General features: G+C 69.9%; 14 protein-coding genes. 9 read left to right on the forward strand and 5 right to left on the reverse strand.

Annotation, left to right across the window (positions count from 1 at the left end):
- Nucleotides 1–16 precede the first annotated feature (16 nt).
- The 4 genes from HY68_RS13775 to HY68_RS13790 form a co-directional block, all read right to left on the reverse strand.
- Nucleotides 17–1,633: a sodium:solute symporter family protein gene (locus tag HY68_RS13775; RefSeq protein ID WP_041988590.1), complete on the reverse strand. Its 1,617-nt coding sequence runs from the start codon at nucleotides 1,631–1,633 to the stop codon at nucleotides 17–19.
- 383 nt (nucleotides 1,634–2,016) lie between these two features.
- Complete coding sequence (locus tag HY68_RS13780; RefSeq protein WP_041988593.1) at nucleotides 2,017–2,217, reverse strand: DUF397 domain-containing protein; 201 nt, start codon at nucleotides 2,215–2,217, stop codon at nucleotides 2,017–2,019.
- A gap of 191 nt (nucleotides 2,218–2,408) precedes the next feature.
- Nucleotides 2,409–3,266, reverse strand: a complete 858-nt coding sequence (locus tag HY68_RS13785; protein ID WP_041988596.1) for a helix-turn-helix transcriptional regulator — start codon at nucleotides 3,264–3,266, stop codon at nucleotides 2,409–2,411.
- 310 nt (nucleotides 3,267–3,576) lie between these two features.
- Entirely contained in the window at nucleotides 3,577–4,317 is a 741-nt protein-coding gene (locus HY68_RS13790; RefSeq protein ID WP_041988598.1) for a GPP34 family phosphoprotein, read from the reverse strand.
- Nucleotides 4,318–4,487: 170 nt separating this feature from the next.
- Between HY68_RS13790 and HY68_RS13795 the strand changes: the two genes are divergently transcribed.
- Both HY68_RS13795 and HY68_RS13800 read left to right on the forward strand, forming a co-directional pair.
- On the forward strand, nucleotides 4,488–7,016 hold the full coding sequence (locus HY68_RS13795) for a D-alanyl-D-alanine carboxypeptidase (RefSeq protein WP_052457093.1): 2,529 nt from the start codon (nucleotides 4,488–4,490) through the stop codon (nucleotides 7,014–7,016).
- Nucleotides 7,017–7,317: 301 nt separating this feature from the next.
- Entirely contained in the window at nucleotides 7,318–9,039 is a 1,722-nt protein-coding gene (locus HY68_RS13800; protein ID WP_241778767.1) for an MFS transporter, read from the forward strand.
- Between the two features lie 22 nt (nucleotides 9,040–9,061).
- On the opposite strand, the gene HY68_RS13805 is transcribed toward HY68_RS13800, so the two are convergent.
- Nucleotides 9,062–9,703: a TMEM175 family protein gene (locus HY68_RS13805; RefSeq protein WP_041988606.1), complete on the reverse strand. Its 642-nt coding sequence runs from the start codon at nucleotides 9,701–9,703 to the stop codon at nucleotides 9,062–9,064.
- A gap of 243 nt (nucleotides 9,704–9,946) precedes the next feature.
- Here HY68_RS13805 and HY68_RS13810 point away from each other — a divergent pair, with 243 nt between their 5' ends.
- From HY68_RS13810 to HY68_RS13840, 7 genes are all read left to right on the forward strand, one after another.
- A complete protein-coding gene (locus tag HY68_RS13810; RefSeq protein WP_041988609.1) occupies nucleotides 9,947–10,522 on the forward strand; it encodes a hypothetical protein in 576 nt (191 codons plus the stop codon).
- Nucleotides 10,523–10,651: 129 nt separating this feature from the next.
- On the forward strand, nucleotides 10,652–11,635 hold the full coding sequence (locus HY68_RS13815; RefSeq protein WP_041988612.1) for an NAD(P)-dependent oxidoreductase: 984 nt from the start codon (nucleotides 10,652–10,654) through the stop codon (nucleotides 11,633–11,635).
- A 4-nt stretch (nucleotides 11,636–11,639) separates the two neighbouring features.
- Nucleotides 11,640–12,542 (forward strand): RNA polymerase sigma-70 factor, encoded by a 903-nt coding sequence (locus HY68_RS13820; RefSeq protein WP_041988615.1) that lies wholly within the window; start codon nucleotides 11,640–11,642, stop codon nucleotides 12,540–12,542.
- Between the two features lie 198 nt (nucleotides 12,543–12,740).
- Nucleotides 12,741–13,382, forward strand: coding sequence for a superoxide dismutase (locus HY68_RS13825; protein ID WP_041988617.1), 642 nt, complete (start codon nucleotides 12,741–12,743; stop codon nucleotides 13,380–13,382).
- Nucleotides 13,383–13,694: 312 nt separating this feature from the next.
- Nucleotides 13,695–14,492, forward strand: coding sequence for an HAD family acid phosphatase (locus tag HY68_RS13830; protein WP_041988620.1), 798 nt, complete (start codon nucleotides 13,695–13,697; stop codon nucleotides 14,490–14,492).
- 274 nt (nucleotides 14,493–14,766) lie between these two features.
- Nucleotides 14,767–16,299: a hypothetical protein gene (locus HY68_RS13835; protein WP_041988623.1), complete on the forward strand. Its 1,533-nt coding sequence runs from the start codon at nucleotides 14,767–14,769 to the stop codon at nucleotides 16,297–16,299.
- Nucleotides 16,300–16,778: 479 nt separating this feature from the next.
- Nucleotides 16,779–18,117 (forward strand): ATP-binding protein (locus HY68_RS13840; protein WP_078863597.1); only part of this gene is annotated, 1,339 nt, incomplete at its 3' end.

Genomic DNA, 18,117 nt, shown 5'->3' on the forward strand with positions numbered 1-18,117 from the left:
CGCTGTGACGGGTGGCTCAGCTCTCCGTACCGGTGCTTCCCACGCCGCCCGCGGACTCCCGTCCCGCGGTCGTCGCGTCGGCCGGTCCGGCAGGTGCCGGGATGCCGGCGCCTGCGGCCGCGAGGCCCGAACCGTCGCCGTCCCCTTCGCCGTTGATCCGGGCCAGCAGCACGTCGCGCTCCGGGGTGTCCTCCGGGTGCAGCTGGCCGAGCACGATGTAGAGGACGAGCGAGAGCGCGCACGGCACCGACACCTGGTACTCCAGCGGCACCCCGCCGTTGACGCTCCAGTTGATCGGGTAGTTGACCAGCCAGAAGGCCACGAGTCCGGACGCCCAGCTGATGATCGCCGCCACCGGTCCCGACTTACGGAACGGCTTGAGCAGACCGAGGATGAACGGGATGGCGATCGGACCCATCAGACCCGCCACCCACTTGATCACGACGGTGATGATGTCCTTGAACGTCGGCGAGTTGACCTGGGTGGCGACCGCCATCGACAGCGCGAGGAACGAGATCGTGGACAGCCGCGCCGCGATCAGTGCCGCGCGCTGCGTCCAACTGCGGGCCGCCTTCGAGAGGGTGGGCGCGATGTCGCGGGTGAAGACGGCCGAGATGGCGTTGGCGTCGGACGAGCACATCGCCATCGTGTGGGAGAAGAAGCCGACGACGACCAGGCCCAACAGCCCGTGCGGCAGCAGCTTCTCGGTCATCAGCGCGTACGAGTCGGAGGCGTCCGGCTTCTGCGCGTGCACGATGAGCGGGGCGCACCACATCGGGAAGAACAGCACGGCGGGCCAGACCAGCCACAGGATCGCCGACAGCCGGGCCGAACGGCTGGCCGCAGCGGCGCTGGTGGTGGCCATGTAGCGCTGGGCCTGGTTCCACATGCCGCCGTTGTACTCGAAGGTCTTGATGAAGAGGAACGCGACGAGGAAGGTCACCGTGTAGGGGCCTGCCGTCGGATTGCCGTGGCCGTCGGGCAGCTTGTCCCAGACCGTCCACAGCGAGCTGAAGCCGCCGAGTTCGCCCATGACGGCGATCAGCATCGCGACACCGGCGAACAACTGGATGATGAACTGGCCGAGTTCGGTGAGCGCGTCGGCCCACAGCCCGCCGATCGTGCAGTAGACGGCTGTGATGGCGCCGGTGACGAGGATGCCCTGGGTGAGGGTGAGCCCGGTGAAGACGGAGAGCAGGGTGGCGATGGCGGCCCACTTGGCTCCCACGTCCACGATCTTCAGCAGCAGCCCCGACCAGGCCAGCGCCTGCTGGGTCTTGAGGTCGTAGCGCTCCTTCAGATATTCGAGCGGTGAGGCGACGTGCAGCCGTGAGCGCAGCCGGTTGAGCCGCGGCGCGAAGAGCTTGACGCCGATCGCGACGCCCACGGCGATCGGGAACGACCACGTGGCGAACGAGGTGACGCCGTAGGTGTAGGCGATGCCGGCGTAACCGGTGAACATCACCGCGCTGTAGCCGGACATGTGGTGCGAGATGCCCGAGAGCCACCACGGCATCTTGCCGCCCGCGGTGAAGAAGTCGCCGACGTTGTCGACGCGCTTGTGCGACCAGATACCGATCGCGACCATCACAGCGAAGTATGCGATGAGCACGACCCAGTCGAGGCTGTTCATATGCCCCCTCCAGGGGTCCGCCTTGTGAACGTCCGGTGCTCTTCGTCAGGTACGTCCGGCATGCGGGGTCCCGTGCGGGAAGGGGGACTTGGGGGATTGAACCGTCTGTCGCAGCAGCGGGTCAAGGGTCTCTGCGGTCACGAGTGTGAACTCAGGTCAGAAAGCAGAACGATTTTACTTGTTCTTGGTGTGTGGGGCGGTTGTCGTGCACGCGACGATCGCCCCACCATGAACGAGCACTTCGTCAGCTTCCAGAGGTATCCGGGTACGCGAACGACCGCACGGGATGCGGGTCCCGTGCGGTCGAGAGGAAGGTGAGACGTGACAAGGCCCCCTCGGCCAAGACGGCGATCGGTCGAGAGGGCCCGGTCAGCGGTGCCGGACTAAATCACGCCCGAGTTCACATCGCGCACGAACGCGTTCCATGACGTCGGGACGAAAGAGATCGAGGGGCCCTCGGGGGCCTTGGAGTCCCGGACCGCGATGGCCTGGACCTCGGGGGACTTGACCTCTACGCACGCGCCATTTCCGCCGGAGTACGAAGACTTCGTCCACGTGTCCGTAGCGCCCTGAATGATTGCCATGTTCACTCCGGTTCAGCAGCGTTATCACATCGCGCCAACGTCTTGCTGGCTTGATCGACGCTACTCGCCTCACTCGTTGTGCGGGACAGGCGTTCACTCGTTCGAGTGACATATGCCAGGAGAGTCTTACGCGTTGCGGCAGTTGGGGTGTACGGTGCCCAACTTCGCTGCCGATGCGAGGGCGTGGGTCCCTAGCGGGCGTATTCCTTGGCGATGTCGGCGATGAACGCGCGTGTTTGATCAACGTTCAGGGCCTGGGCGCGCAGATGCTCGTACATCACGCTGTACCGGTGCACGTCGTTCGCCTTTTCCAGATAGAGATCGCTGGTCACGCCCTCGATGTAGACGACGCTCGAATCCGAGGTGTCGGGGAATTCCAGAATCGCGTAATGCCCGCTGATTCCTGGATGCGCGCCCATGTCGAAAGGCAGCACCTGCACCGTGACGTGCGGCAGTTGTGACTGCTCGACCAGATACTCCAGCTGCTCCCGCATCAGTTGCTTGTTGCCCACCACGCGGCGCAGCGCGGCCTCGTCGACCACGGCCCAGAGCCTGAGCGGCTCGTCGGGGGTGTTGACCCGGTCCTGCCGGCGCATCCGCACCCCGACGCGCTTCTCGACGTCGGCCACGGCCGTCTCGGGCAGCGCGCCGTTGATCAGCGCCTCCGCGTACGGCCGGGTCTGCAGCAGCCCGGGGACGACCTGGGGCTCGAAGACGCGCAGCGAGGCCGCGTCGGTCTCCAGGCCGATGTAGACGCTGTACGGGATGTCGCCGAAGGCGTGCCACCAGCCTTGCTGGCGTGAGTCCTTGGCCATCTGCATCAGCGAGTCCACGATGCGGTGGTCCTCGACCTCGTACACCCCGCACAGGTCGCGTACGTCGCGCTGGCTGATGGAGCGGCGGCCGTTCTCCAGCCGGCTGATCTTCGACTGGGAGACGAGCAGGCGCTCGGCGACCTCCTCGGCCGTCATGCCCTTGAGCTCGCGGAGCCGGCGCAACTCCTGGCCCAATCGGCGTCGCCTGACGGTGGGATTGACACTGGACGCCACGGGAACTGCACCTCCGGCTGCTGATAGCTGTACGTATCTACTGCTCAGCAGACTGCCACCAATGGTCCCGGCGGCGCTGGGAAATGGCCACAGAGGCGGTGGCCACAGCGGGGGAACGGCGCGCGGGGCAGCCCTCAAGAGGACTGCCCCGCGCGTCTTGTGCGGCTCCCGAACCGGGTCATTGGGGACGGCGGTGCTGCGTGCCGGTGTGGTGACGCCGTGCGGTGGTGCGACCTACGGTGCTGCGGTGGTGCGACCTACGGTGCTGCGACTTGCGGTGCTGCGACTTGCGGTGCTGCGAGGCGATCGGTCAGTGCGCCGCTACGCGAGCCATGGACCCGCCGCGCTGCGGCTGCATCGGCACGCCCCCTGGTCGGCCGCCCGGAGCGACTGGCGCGCTCTGGGTGGGATTACGGCGTGGCTGAGCCGCCACACCGTTCTGGACGTCCATCACGGCATGCGCCACGAGTCCGCCCATGGGGTCGTGTCTGATCAGATCCCGGAGCCGGGAGCGCGATGAGCGCCCTTCGTTGCCGGGATACAGGTGCTTGCCGAGTCCGACCGCGTGGGCCAGCGCGGCAAGCGCCGCGGTCCGCGGGTCCGGCGGTACGCCGGTGCGGATCGCACTGTCCAGCCGGGCCTTGATCTCCCGGCTGATCGCCGTCTCCGTCGCTTGGTAGCGAGTCGTCGGCAGCACTCCGCACATCTGGCCCGCGACGGCATGAACCATGCCGCACCGCTCCAGATGCGAGAGGTACGTCTGGCGCAGCCCCAGTCGGGGCCCGCCAATCCAGTGGACCGCCCGAACCGGGCTGCCGCGTCTGCGCAGCAGTTCCAGTGCGGAGTCCAGAGTCGGATCTCCGGTCGGCCGCGGCATCACCACGGCGATACGATCCCCGTCAGGGGCTATCCGTCCTGCCAGAGCCAGCTCCACTAGCTGAGCTCCGGCCAGGCCGAGGTCGAGCGACTGCGGCTGCGCTGTGGTACCCGTGGCCGGGTCCAGAGCGAGCAACAGGAGCTCCTCCGGAATACTTCTGCGGCTCTTGCCCATCCATGCCTCCCCGCGTGGATGAATGACAGGGTGACCCCTCTCACAATGGTCTGTCGAGGGTGCCTGGGTGCTTTGTACGGGAACCGTTATGTATGTCGTTCTCGTCTAGCACCAGGGCTGCGGTCTCGAACAGGAAACTGAGAGATGGTTCGGACAGCGTGGTACGGCGCATGCGACATGAAGGAGACACGGTGGCGGGCGAGTCCCCCGGCAAGTCGGAACAGCGGAAGTCGTCGGGGGAGACGACGGCGAGCGAACGGGATCCGCGGCTAGCGGTCTTCCGTGATGCGGAAGCTGACGATACCCCGAGTGACGGCACGGACACGGACGCGGTGATTCCGCCGCCGGCCGAGGAGGACGCGCGGCTGCGGGAGGCGGTGGCGACGTGGGTGTCGGCCCCGACCCCGGCGCCGTCGTCGGCGGAGCCCGAACGGGCGGAGCCGACGTCGCGGGAGCCCGACTCCGGGCCGACGCCTGAGGCCGAGCGAGCCGCGGAGCCGGATTCCGCGGGGGAGGACCCGGACGCGACCCCCGACGACGAGGCCCCTGCCGGGGAGGACGCCACGGACGAGCCCACCTCCGGTGGTGCCGCCTCCGGCCGTGACGCCGGCGGCGACTGGGCGGCCTCCGACAAGGCAGCCGCTGACGGGGACGATTCCGGCGATGCGGCCGTGGACGACGCGGCTCCCGACGACAAGGCCGACGCCGGCGACGCGGACCGCGAGGAGGAAGCCCCCGCGGAGGCTGCCTCCGGTGGAGACACCCCGGGCGACAGCGACGCGGCCTCCGACGAGGCCGCCTCCGACGACGCCGCCGACGACGAAGCCCCTGCCGGGGCTCCCGCCGGGGACGCGGACGACGACGAGGTGGCCTCCGACAAGGCGGGCGCCGAAGAGGCAGGTGCCGAGCCCGAAGCGGGCGACGGCGGCGACGCGGCCCGTGCCGGGCGCGACGGCAAGTCGCCCGACACCTTGGTCGTCGGCAACGTCGTCGGCAACAAGGCCGCCCGGAGCGCTCTGGAGGCGCCTGAGAGGGCGTCCGGGCGCGCGGCGGGCTCCAAGGGCGGCGAGGACGGCGAAGGCCGTCAGGAGGGCCCTGACGGGCCCGAGGAGGGCGACAGGCCGGTCGATCAGCCCACCGCCGTCTTCAAGGCGCTCAAGCGCCCGGGTGCCGAGCCGCCCGCCGCCGAGCCGCCCGTCGACCAGCCCACCACCGCGCTCAAGCTGCCCGACCGTGGCGGCAGCACGTTCGTACCGCTGAAGCGCGACGACCAGCCGTCCGGCACGGCAGGCACGGCAAGCACCGCGGGCACGTCCGGTACGGCAGGCACGGCCGTGCGGCCCGGTGCCGTGCCGTCGACGCCGTTGCCCGCGCCCGGCGCCTTCGCCGGGGCCGAGCAGACCCGGCAGCAGCCGCTGCCGCCCAAGCCGCCGCTCGATCTGCTCGCCGAGCTGACCAACACGCCGCCCCCGCCGCAGACCCCCGCCCGCACCGCGTTCCGCCGGGTCAAGATCTGGACGCCGCTGGTCGTGCTGCTGCTGATCGTCTTTGCGGTCGTACAGGCCGTACGCCCGCTGCCCGCGCCCACGCTCGACCTGACCGCCAAGCCGACGTTCTCCTTCGGCGGCAAGAACCCCACGCTGCCCTGGCCGGGCGAGGGGCAGGGCTACATGGTGGCGAACGGGCTCGGCACGATGGACTCGTTCGGCGAGCAGAAAGCCGTGCCCATCGGCAGTGTCGCCAAGGCGATGACCGCCTACCTGGTGCTCAAGGACCACCCGCTGAAGCCCAAGCAGAACGGTCCCTCCGTCCCCGTCGACGCCAAGGCGGAGTCCGACGGGCAGCTCTTCACCGAGGACGAGTCCACGCTGGACACCGTCAAGGCCGGCGACAAGCTGAGCCTGCGTGACGCGCTGTCGGCCCTGATGATTCCGTCTGCGAACAACATCGCCCGGCTGCTGGCCCGCTGGGACGCGGGTTCCGAGAAGGCGTTCGTCAAGAAGATGAACGACACCGCCAAGGAACTCGGCATGAAGAACACGACGTACACGGACCCGTCGGGGCTGATCGCGACGACCGTCAGCACGTCGGAGGACCAGGTGAAGCTCGGACAGCGGCTCGTCGAGATCCCGGCGCTGATGAACATCACCAAGCTGCCGTCCTGGACGGACCCGTCCGGCAAGACCTGGCGCAACTACAACACGCTCGTCCCGTACAACGGCGCGCTCGGCATCAAGACCGGTACGACCACGAAGGCGGGCGGCTGCCTGCTGTTCGCCGCGCACAAGATGGTCGGCGGTACGGACCAGCTGATCGTCGGCGCGGTGCTCGGCCAGCACAAGGCGCCGATCATCGACACCGTCAACGCGGTCAGCAAGACCGCGATGATGGGCGCGCAGGACGAGTTGGAGAGCAAGAAGATCGTCCGCAAGGGCCAGGTCGTCGGGAACGTGGACGACGGCATGGGCGGCTCCGTGCCCGTCGTCGCGACGAAGGACGTCGACGCCGTCGGCTGGTCGGGGCTCACCGTCAAGCTGGACCTCGACGCGACCGGGACCCTGCCGCACGCGGCGGCGGCCGGCACCCACGTCGGCACGCTGTCCGTCGGCGAGGGCGCCAGTCAGGTGAAGGTCGCCGTCGCGCTCAAGAGCGACCTCGTGGAGCCCGGCTTCGGCTCCAAGCTCACCCGGGTGAGCTGAGCGAACGGCCACGGACGGACCGGGCGAACGACCACGGACGGGCCGCCGCGCGAGATATCGGGCGGCGGCCCGCCGGGACCACGTGCTAGCGTCCCGAGACGGACAGTTTGCGCAAGCAGGGCAACTGCCGGGCGCGCGGGCGGCGTCCTTCCGAACGGCGGATGAGCGCCAGTCGAACGACACGTGGAGAGCCGCAGTGACCACCGCTGAGCCGACCCGCACGGACGGCAGTACCGTCCCCGCCACCGGGGCGCGAATACGGCCGTCCGCGCCGCCGCGTCCCGTGGAGCCGGGCGCGGGTCTGCGGGCGCGGCTGCGCAGGCACCCCGTCCTGCTGACCGCCCTGGTCGCGGCCGTGGTGCATCTGGTGTGGTTCTTCTTCCTCGCGAACAGCGGCGGCGACATCGCGGCCCAGGACGCCTGGGCCGAGTTCGTCGGCCGCCACCCGGACTCCGCGTACAACCTCGCCTGGTACGGCGGTATGCACCCCGTCTCGTACAGCGTGGTGTCGCCCTATCTGATGTCGGTGCTCGGCGTCCGTACGACGATGATGGTCGTCGGGACGGTGTCGGCGGCGCTGACCGCGCTGATCCTGGTCCGGGTCCCGGCCGTCCGTAACCCCGTGTGGTGTTCGTTCGCCGGGGTCTTCGCCTTCCTGTGCAACGCGCTCTCCGGCCGGGTGACCTTCGGCCTCGGCGTGATGTTCGCGCTGGGCGCCGTGGCCGCCGTCTTCTGCTGGCCGCACCGCTGGCGTACGAAACGGTGGGCCAAGGCGGCGGCGGCAGCGCCGCTGGCCGGTCTCGCGACGGCGGCGAGCCCGGTGGCCGGGCTGTTCCTCGGCGTGGTGGCCGCAGCGCTCTTCCTCAACAAGCGCCGGCCGGGGGCGTACGCGCTCGGGCTCGCGCCGGTCGTCGTCGTGGCGGTCTCGGCCTGGCTGTTCCCGTTCTCCGGGACGCAGCCGCTGTCCATCGGGTCGGCCTCGCTGCCGTTCATCTTCGCCGTGCTGGTCTTCGTCCTCGTACCCGTCAACTGGCGCACGGTGCGTACGGCCGCCGCCGTCTACGGCATCGGTACGGTGCTGACCTTCCTGATCAGCTCGCAGATCGGGTCGAACGTGTCCCGGCTCGCGATGATCATCGGGGGCGTCGTCCTGCTGGCGGCGCTGCCGTACGCCGTGCCACGCTCCCGCCGCTGGTACGCGGTGCTGATCGCCTTCGCCGGGCTCAACGCCTGGATCGGCTTCAAGGGCATCGACGACATGGTCATCACGGCCCCCACCGCCTCCTGGACCCGCGAGCTCGCGCCGCTGGTGCACCAGTTGCAGCAGAAGGGCGCGGAGAAGGGCCGGGTCGAGGTCGTCCCCGCCAGGAGCCACCGCGAGGCGTCGGCCCTCGCCCCGTACGTGAACCTGGCGCGCGGCTGGAACCGCCAGGCGGACATGGAACGCAACCCGATCTTCTACGACGACACGCTCACCAGCGACAACTACCGGGGCTGGCTGGACCGCTGGGCCGTGCACTACGTGGTGCTGCCGAAGGGCGACCCGGACACCGGCGCGACGATCGAGACCACCCTGGTGAAGCAGGGCCAGCCCTATCTGAAGCGGCTGTGGGGCGACGCCAACTGGCAGCTCTACGCCGTCGAGGACCCGATGCCGATGGCCGACCCGCCGGCCACGGTCGACCGCGCGGGCGCCGGTGAGCTGACCATCCATGTGAAGGCGCCGGGCCGGGTGCTGATCCGGATCCCGTACTCGCCGTGGCTGGGGCTCGTGGACGAGAAGGGCAAGAGCGTCCTGCCGCCGCAGGAGACCGAGAAGTCGAAGGCGGACGACAACGACGACCACCCGAAGGTCTTCACCAACCCCAACGGCTGTCTGATGAAGGCGGAGAAGGACGAGGAGGGGGACGAGTGGACGGAACTGCTCGCCCCCCGGCCCGGGGTCTACCGGCTGGCCGCCCCGTACCAGCTGCCGCGCGGCACGGGCTGCCCCGAGGAGCTGCGCCCGGAGGAACTGCGCTGACGCGCCGAGCCGGACGCCGTCGTTACTTCGCGGCCGACGGGTCCGCGTGCTCGGCGGGTACGGGTTCCGCCTTGACGCGGCGGACCAGCGCCTGGAGCGGCCCTGCCAGGATCCACCAGTACTTGGCCGCGCTCGGGGAGAGCAGGGCGATCGGGACGGACGTGAGGAAGACGGAGACGATCACGACCGACTGCCACACCGACAGCTCGATCTTGCGGCGCGACACGTCCGGCTTGCGCATCCCGGGCCGCAGCAGACGCAGCGCCATCGCGCCCAGCAGGAGGCTGGCGAGGGTGATGCTCGCCGCGTAGACGGAGGTGGCGACGGCGGTGCTCCCGTAGTCGCTGAGGAGCTTCGTCGGGAACGGCAGCCCGGCGACGACGGCCAGCAGGGCCATGTCGAGATAGAGCAGTGTGCGGTCGAGCTCAGCGGCCATACCGAGCAGTCCGTGGTACGAGATCCACAGAATGCCGATGACGAGGAAGCTGAGCAGGAAGCCGCCGACGGAGCCGAGCGCGTCGTTGATGGCGTCGCCGACCTCGTCGGCCGACAGCCCTTCCGGGACCTTCATGTCCAGGGCGAGCAGGGTGATGGCGATCGCGAAAACCGCGTCTCCGAACGCCCGCAGGCGCTCCACATCCAGCCCGAGGTCCTGTCGGCTCATCGTGCGCTCCGCATCGTCAACGTCTCGATCACCGGGGGAGTGTACGCGCTGTGACCGGCCCAACTGACGCATGCCGTTTGAGGGTTCAAGTAATACGGATGGCAGGGGCATCTTGTTCAGCCGGCGGCCTGCGGGATTACTCACGTTGACGCAGATTTAGGTTTGCCTAACCTAAGTCGTGTTGATCCCGTCCTGTCCCGTCCCCGCCGCTCCCCACCCCTCTGCTGAGAACGGATGCCTCCCGTGTCATCTCGGACCGTCACCCCGACGACCACCACCACGACCGCTTCGTCCCCCGCGCTGCGCGGGCTGCACGGCGCCGCTGTCGTACGGATCGGCTTCGGCGTCCTGTGGGCCGTCGACGCCACCTTCAAGTGGCTGCCCGGCTTCATCCACGGCCAGACGCTCGGCGACGAGCTGGGCAAGGCCGCCGAGGTGCAGACCCCCGTCATCCACCAGTGGCTCTCGATGTGGCACTCGATCGGCACGTCGAGCCCCACCGCGTTCGCCGTCGGCACCGCCGTCGTGGAGACGCTCATCGCCCTGGGCCTGATCTTCGGGGCCTTCAGCAACCTGGTCTTCGTCGGCAGCGCGATCTTCTCCTTCGGCATCTGGTCGTCGGCCGAGGGCTTCCATCTGCCGTGGAAGTCGGGCATGACGGACCTCGGCCCCTCGGTCGGCTACATCTTCGCGTCGCTCGCGCTCGCCTACGCCTTCGCCGGTGCGACCTGGAGCGTCGACGGCAAGCTCCGCCCGAAGCTCGGCAAGTACGGCTGGCTGAGCAGCCGCAGCCCCGAGGAGATCCCCACCGCCATCTGAGCCCGTTCCGGGCGGGCCCGCCCCTGTGACGCCGCTCATGACGGCCACTGTCACAGGGGCGCCGGCCCGCCCGTCCTGTTGTCGAAAGCCGCCCGGAGCACGCCGGGCGGCCCGGCAGCAGGAGGAGACATGCGCGTACTGGTAGCAGGCGCCACCGGCGTCATCGGCAGCCAACTGGTGCCGCTGCTCGGCTCGGTGGGGCACGAGGTGATCGCGCTCGTCAGAACCGACGGCGGCAGGGCGGCCGCGCTGCGCTCGGCGGGGGCGACGACCGTCACGGCGGACGCGCTGGACGGTCCCGCGACCGCCCGCGCCGTACGGCAGGCCCGGCCCGACGCCATCGTCAACATGCTCACCGCCATCCCGGCCGAGCTGAACCCCAAACACCTCGCCAGGGACTTCGAGCAGACCAACCGGCTGCGGACCGTCGGCACCGCGCAGTTGCTTGAGGCGGGCCGCGCCGCCGGGGTGACCCGGGTGATCTCGCAGGGCCTGGGCTACGCGTACGACCCCGGGGGCGCCCCGGAGGGCGGTGCCGACGACGGCAGCGGTCCCGCGACCGAGTCGGCGCCGCTGTGGCGTCGGCCGCCGAAGCAGTTCGTGCCCGTCCTGGCCGCGCTGACCGAGTTGGAGCGGCACACCCGCGAGGCGGACGGCCTGGTGCTGCGGTTCGGCCACCTCTACGGCCCCGGTTCCCTCTATGCGGCCGACGGCTCGTTCACCGCGCAGGTCAGGGCCGGCAAGGTGCCGCTGGTCGGCGGCGGCACCGCCACCTTCTCCTTCACATACGCGCACGACGCGGCCACCGCGATCGTGGCCGCGCTCGACAAGAACGTCACCGGCGTGCTGAACATCGTGGACGACGAACCCGCCAGGATGAGCACGTGGCTGCCCGTCCTCGCCGACCTGCTCGGCGCCAAGCGCCCGAAGTCCGTACCCGCCGCCGTCGCCCGGCTGGCCGTCGGCGGCTGGGGCGTCGCCTTCATGACCCGGCTGCGCGGCGCCGACAACGCACGGGCCAAGGGGACACTTGACTGGCGTCCCCGGTACGCGTCGTGGCGTACCGGCTTCGGGAACGAACTGACCGACAGGGCCGACACGGAGAGCAGGTAGCGGGATGGGCCAGGGACACGACCAGGGGGGGGACGAGGTCGGGGACCGGGCGACCGAGGAGTTCGAGCGGTACCGGCCGCTGCTGCTGGGGCTCGCCTACCGGCTCCTCGGCAGCATGTGGGACGCCGAGGACATCGTCCAGGACGCGTATCTGCGCTGGACCCGGACCGACACGTCCGCCGTACGCGAGCCGCGCGCCTTCCTGGTGACCGTCGTGTCGCGGCTCGCGCTGGACGAGTTGAGGTCCGCCCGGGTCACCCGGGAGGCGTACCCGGGCCCTTGGCTGCCCGAGCCCGTACCGACCGACGACCTCGGCCCGCTGGAGACGGCGGCGCTGCGCGACACCGTCTCGTACGCGACCGTCCATCTGCTGGAGCGGCTCACCCCGCCCGAGCGCGCGGTGTTCGTCCTGCGGGAGGCCTTCGACCTGCCGTACGACGTCATCGCCACGACCATCGGCGCCACGCAGGCCAACTGCCGGCAGATGTACCACCGGGCGCGCGGCCATCTCGCCGAGGACCGCGAGCGGTTCAGGCCCTCGCGGGAGGAGCACGTCACCCTCCTCAACCGGTTCCTGGAGGCGGCGAGCAGTGGCGACCTGGGGGAGCTGACCGCCCTGCTCAGCGAGGACGTCGTCTCCTGGAACGACGGCGGGGGCAAGGTCAAGGCCGCGCTGCGGCCGGTGGCGGGACGCGACAACGTCATCGCCTTCTTCGCCGGACTGGTGCGCCGCTACGCCATGGGTGACCCGCGGATCGTCGAGGTCAACGGCGAGCCCGCGCTGCTCACGACCATGGACGGCAAGCACCAGTACGTCGGGATCGAGATCGCCGGGGGGCGGATCCGGACGATCTACGCGGTGCTCAACCCGGACAAGCTCACCCGCTTCACCGCGGAGGCGCACTGACCGCGGCGACGACCCCGGCCACCACCTCCGCCGTGGTGAACGTCGGCGCCAGGAACTGCGGCGCCGGTGCCCGTGGCGACCCTCTCCATGGCGAGGAGATTACGCCGGGCGATGACCCGGCCCTGCTCGGCGCGTCCTCCTGTTGCTGTTAACGTGCACCTGCATAAGATGTGCAATAAGCAGTCGGAGGGCTTCGGCATGGCCACATACACGCTTCCTGAACTTCCGTACGACTACGCGGCGCTCGAACCGGTCATCAACCCGCAGATCGTCGAGCTGCACCACGACAAGCACCACGCGGCCTATGTGAAGGGCGCCAACGACACGCTCGACCAGCTCGCCGAGGCGCGCGACAAGGAGTCGTGGGGGGCGATCAACGGGCTGGAGAAGAACCTCGCGTTCCATCTCTCCGGCCACATCCTGCATTCGATCTACTGGCACAACATGACCGGCGACGGCGGCGGCGAGCCGCTGGCCGCCGACGGTGTCGGCGAACTGGCCGACGCGATCACCGAGTCGTTCGGCTCCTTCGCCGGCTTCAAGGCCCAGCTGACGAAGGCGGCGGCGACGACCCAGGGCTCCGGGTGGGGCGTCCTCGCGTACGAGCCGGTCAGCGGCCGGCTGATCGTCGAGCAGATCTACGACCACCAGGGCAACGTCGGGCAGGGCTCGGTGCCCGTGCTCGTCTTCGACGCCTGGGAGCACGCCTTCTACCTGCAGTACAAGAACCAGAAGGTGGACTTCGTCGAGGCGATGTGGAAGGTCGTCAACTGGCAGGACGTCGCGAAGCGGTACACCGCCGCCAAGCAGCGCGCCAACAACTTGCTGCTCGCGCCGTAGAAGCGTCCTGCGCGTGCGGAGAGCGTCCTGCTCGTGATCGTCTTCTCACCTTTCACGTGCGGGCGGAAGAACGAAGGGCCCCGGCGAGGACATGACTCGCCGGGGCCCTTCTGCCGGCCGTGCGCGTGGTCGTGTCCGGGGGCGAGTCCGTTGGCCGTGGATTTGGCGGCAGTTCACCTGGTGTTCAGATACAGCTCAGACACGGAACGGATATCGATCGGTCAAAGGTCTCGCGCCGCGCCATGTGATGCGCGTAGACAAACGATGCCCCGGCGCCGAGCCGGGGCACGTCGACCCGAAAGGCATCCCCCCATGCGCAAGTCCCTCCAGGCGGCGGGCGTCCTCGCCTCCGTCGCCGTCGCGGGCGCCGTTCTGTACGGCACGGGCGCCGCGAGCGCCGACGGTCACGCGGCCGACCGCCACAGCGCCGAGCCCGAGAACATCGGTCTGCTCGTCGGCGAGATAGACAACTACTACGGCGCGACCCAGGCCGCCGACGGCACCTGGCAGGCGTCGGCGCACAGCCCGTACGCCAAGGACCTCGCCCGCGTCGAGGCGCGCGCGGAGAAGGACATCAGGAACGCGACCGCCACCACCCGGCACCACGGGAAGAAGCCGGCGATCGTCCTGGACGTGGACGACACCTCACTGCTGAGCTTCGACTACGAGCGCGCCACCAACTACGTCTACAACGACGCCACCTGGAACGCGTATGTGGCGAAGGCGAACCGTCCCGCCGTCTTCGGCATGCCCGAACTGGTCGCCTACGCCAAGCAGCGGGGGGTCGAGGTCTTCTTCCTGACCGGGCTGAGCGAACCGCTGCGCGCCCCCGCCGTACAGAACCTGACCAAGGCCGGCTACCACACCCCGCTGGACACCGCGCACCTGTTCACCAAGGACAAGGCCAACCCGCCGGCGTACCTGGCCGACTGCGCCACGGCCGCCGCGTGGAACTGCACCACCGTCCAGTTCAAGGAGGGCACCCGCAAGCACCTGGAGGCTTCCGGTTACGACATCATCGGCAACTTCGGCGACCAGCAGTCGGACCTGACGGGCGGTCACGCCGACAAGGCGTACAAGCTGCCCAACCCGACGTACTACGTCGAGTAGACAAGTCTCGTCCCCGGCCGCCTTCCGGCCCCGCCCTGGCCTTTCCCCGGTCTGTCTCCGGTCTCCCGCGGTCCTGTGGACCGGTCGTCGCGTCGGCGGCGCTCATCTGTGGAGATCCGGAGACGCCTGCGTGTGAGCCTTGACGAAGCTGAAGCAGACGTTCCGGTCGGGGCTTCCGCTGCCTTGCGGACAGGGGTACCGTTCTGCGCAGTGATCATGGTCCTGCCCTGGACATCACGACCGACGCCCATGGCTGTGAGGATGAGTCTGCCGCGTGACGACCGACCAGAGCACGACAGCCGACACCGAGCAGCGGCCCCCGACGCTGCTCCGGGTCCTGCTGGAGCGGCTCAACTGGGCCAAGTTCGCCGTCTTCGACGTGCAGTTCAACCTCGCGGCGCGCAGGGCGGCCAAGGAGTACGAGAACAGCCGCCTCGGCAGCGTCTCGGTGTCCAGGATCACCTTCAAGCGCTGGCTGGCCGGCACCCAGTCGCCGCAGGGCGACGCGGCGACGGTGCTGGCCTTCATGCTCGGCGTCGAGGTGGATCTGCTGCTCCAGCGGGTGCCCAGCCGTGAGGTCGTGCCGGCCCGGCTGCCGCACGGCGCCTCGCTCACGGCAGCACGCACCCTGGACGCCCTGTGGTCCACCTCGTCCCTGTCGCCCACCGAGTCGGCCCCGGGCACCGGCGGGCTCTGGTACCTGGACGGGCTCGGCATCTTCGACGGCACGGCCGTGCCGGTCCAGATGTACGAGGCCACCCCGCACGACGACTGCGTCCTGATCGAGATGGCCGACAACCCCCATCTGCGCGCCTTCGTCCAGCCGGCCAGACGCGCCCTGCTGCTGGCCTCGCTCGGCGGGCACGGCGGCGAGGGGCTGTTCGTGCTGGACTCGGGCAGGGCGCGCAGCCAGCTCAACAGCGACCCGCGCGAGATGCTGCCCGTCCCCGAGCCCTACCGGCTGGACGACCTGACCTTCGGCATCCTGTGGGCGACGCTCAACCTGGAGGACAGCCTCCTCGCCGACGACCACGTCCTGGACTACGAGATGCGGGAGTTGTCGCACCACCACGCGCGGCCCCGCTCGGCCGTGGCCAGGTCGGCGGTGCCCGAGCTGTCGGGGGTGGGCGCCGCCTGGCTCGGCTCCGCCTTCTGCTCCCTGCACATCGACCGCCATCTCGAAGAGGCCACCGAGCCACCGCTGTTCTGGTCGCGCGAGCAGACGGGCGAGGAGGCGGCCGGCTGGCTGTTCTTCCGGCACAAGCACCTGTATCTCACCCAGGCGACCGACCGGTTCGCCGGAACGCGTGACCAACTCGGCCACGCCTTCTGCGTCCCGGAGATGGCCGTCAAGAACAGCGAGCGGTACGAGCGCATCCTGCTCTTCCTCGCCGTCGCGATGATGGAGATGTACGGCTTATCGGTGTGGGTCTGCACCGAGGAGGAGTACACCCAGATCGACGGATTCGTCCTGACGCCGTCCCACCGGGCGATCGTGGCCAACTGGCTCCGCTCGGACGGCATCTGGCAGGTCGACATCACCGAACAGCGCTCCCAGGTCCGCACGTACACCGAGGCGCTGCAGCATGCCCGTACGCACAGCGTCATGGCGGGTCCGACCCCCGCGTACCGGCTGCGGGCGCTCGCCGCGTACCTGGACATCGACTGGGCCTGGCTGGTGCGCCGTTGCGCCGAGATGGGCGCGTACGGCAGCAGCGGCATGCTCAGGCCGCGCAGCCGGCTGCTGAGCATGGAGAAGCTCGACGGCGTCCTGCGGTTCGTCGGTGAGCTGGGTGTGATGGCTTGAACCGGCGCTGTCCCGGGCAAGAATGCTTTGGGACGTTTCTCCCTTCACAGCCGCCACACGCACTCCACAGCGACCCCACACCGAGTGGTCGTCCCGGTCGCCGTTTCTGGCCGTACGGGTCGTTCGGCGATCGTTTCGGCGTCGCCGCGCGCCCTCGGAGCGGTCGCGTTCCGGGTGCGGTGCCGCATTTGTCGCCTTCGTGGCGCGGGGGCCGGTGGCGGGGTCCGCCGGATCCGAAGCGAAACGACCATAAAACGATCCCGCTCGGCCGTGGCGACGATCACGGATAACCAGCAGGGTTGGTCCTGCTACCGGAAGCGGACGACGCCGGACCTCCGCGCGCTCGAACCGGCTGCGCGTGCCGACAACGGAATCCGGCTGTCCGTCCCTCTGTGAAGGCTGCCCTGTCTTAAACGCCGGCTCGGCGGTGGTCCCGCGTGACCCCGCACCCGCCGGTCCCTGTCGTACCGAGGACACAGATGCCTGAACTCTCCCCGCACGCCCCGCAGGCCGACCGCCGCGAGGGCGGCAGGCGGCGCGGAAAAGCGCCCGCCCGGAATCTGGCGACGGAGAGCGGTCTGCGCTCCCGGATCAGACGGATACTCCTGGCGCCCGCTGTCGCCGTCGTGGTGGGTGCCGCCGCCGTCTGGGGCGCGACGCACTACTCCCACGACACCCAGGTGAAATGGGGCGTCGCCGCGATAGCGGCGGCCGTGTGCGCGGTGAGCTTGATCCTGGCCGGCCGGCAGGCGGCGCGCGTCGCCTCCGCCGTGCACAAGCAGCGGGTGGAGAACGCCACCGTCGCCCGGCAGTGGGTCGAGCGCTTCGAGGCCGTATCCGTCGAGGGCCAGAAGAACGTGGCCCGGCTGCTGGAGCAGGTCAGCCGCGGCGAGCGGCCGCAACTGCCCGCAGACTCGGCCGAGTCGGTGCCGGGCGGCAACCCCTTCGCCGACTTCGAGCACACGCTGCGCACCGGCCAGCACGAAGCGCTGGAAGCCGTCGCCCAGGCCGCCGCCCGCCAGCAGGTCGACGTCTTCGTCAACATCGCCCAGCGGCTGCACGCCCTGGTCAACCGGGCGCTGGCCCGGCTGGACGAGCTGGAGAGCGAGGTCGAGGACCCGGACCTGCTGGGCGGTCTGTTCGGCGTCGACCACCTCGTCACCCAGTTCCGCCGCCAGGTGGAAAGCCTCGCCGTGATGGGCGGTGCCGTGCCCCGCCGGATCAACAAGCCCGTCCCGCTGCCGACCGTGCTGCGCCAGGGCGTCGCCGAGATCGAGCAGTACGCGCGGGTACGAGTGATCCAGCCGCCCGAGGGCACGCTGCCCGGGTTCGCCGCGGCCGAGGTCATCCACCTGCTCGCCGAACTGGTCGAGAACGCGGCCCGGTTCTCCTCGCCCGACACCCAAGTCACGCTGCGCGCCGAGCGGGTGCCCGCGGGTCTCGCCATCGAGATCGACGACCGGGGTCTGCCGATGCCGGCCGACAAGCTGGTCCGGATGAACGAACTGCTCGCCAAGCCGGACCACTTCGACATCCGCGCGCAGCTGGAGGACGGCCGGATCGGGCTGTTCGTGGTCGCGCAGATAGCCCGGCGCCACAACATCGAGGTCGCGCTGCGGCGCAACATCTACGGCGGCAACCAGGCCGTCGTCGTCCTGCCGAACGCCCTGATCAACGCGCTGCCCGACGAGGCAGGACCCGCCGTGGTGGCGAACACCGCAGCGGCGCCCGCCCCCGTACAGGCCCAGTCCCAGGCCCAGGGCGCGGGGCACGCGCAGCAGGGGCACGCGCCTGTGGCGACCGCCGCCCGGCCCGCCG

It is taken from the genome of Streptomyces sp. AcH 505, from assembly GCF_000818175.1.
In the GTDB taxonomy this organism is placed as follows: domain Bacteria; phylum Actinomycetota; class Actinomycetes; order Streptomycetales; family Streptomycetaceae; genus Streptomyces.

Excerpts from the sequence above, each read along its gene's own strand:
- HY68_RS13775 (WP_041988590.1), bottom strand. The coding sequence starts at position 1,633 with ATGAACAGCCTCGACTGGGTCGTGCTCATCGCATACTTCGCTGTGATG.
- HY68_RS13780 (WP_041988593.1), bottom strand. The coding sequence starts at position 2,217 with ATGGCAATCATTCAGGGCGCTACGGACACGTGGACGAAGTCTTCGTAC.
- HY68_RS13790 (WP_041988598.1), bottom strand. The coding sequence starts at position 4,317 with ATGGGCAAGAGCCGCAGAAGTATTCCGGAGGAGCTCCTGTTGCTCGCT.
- HY68_RS13795 (WP_052457093.1), top strand. The coding sequence starts at position 4,488 with ATGCGACATGAAGGAGACACGGTGGCGGGCGAGTCCCCCGGCAAGTCG.
- HY68_RS13805 (WP_041988606.1), bottom strand. The coding sequence starts at position 9,703 with ATGAGCCGACAGGACCTCGGGCTGGATGTGGAGCGCCTGCGGGCGTTC.
- HY68_RS13815 (WP_041988612.1), top strand. The coding sequence starts at position 10,652 with ATGCGCGTACTGGTAGCAGGCGCCACCGGCGTCATCGGCAGCCAACTG.
- HY68_RS13820 (WP_041988615.1), top strand. The coding sequence starts at position 11,640 with ATGGGCCAGGGACACGACCAGGGGGGGGACGAGGTCGGGGACCGGGCG.
- HY68_RS13825 (WP_041988617.1), top strand. The coding sequence starts at position 12,741 with ATGGCCACATACACGCTTCCTGAACTTCCGTACGACTACGCGGCGCTC.
- HY68_RS13830 (WP_041988620.1), top strand. The coding sequence starts at position 13,695 with ATGCGCAAGTCCCTCCAGGCGGCGGGCGTCCTCGCCTCCGTCGCCGTC.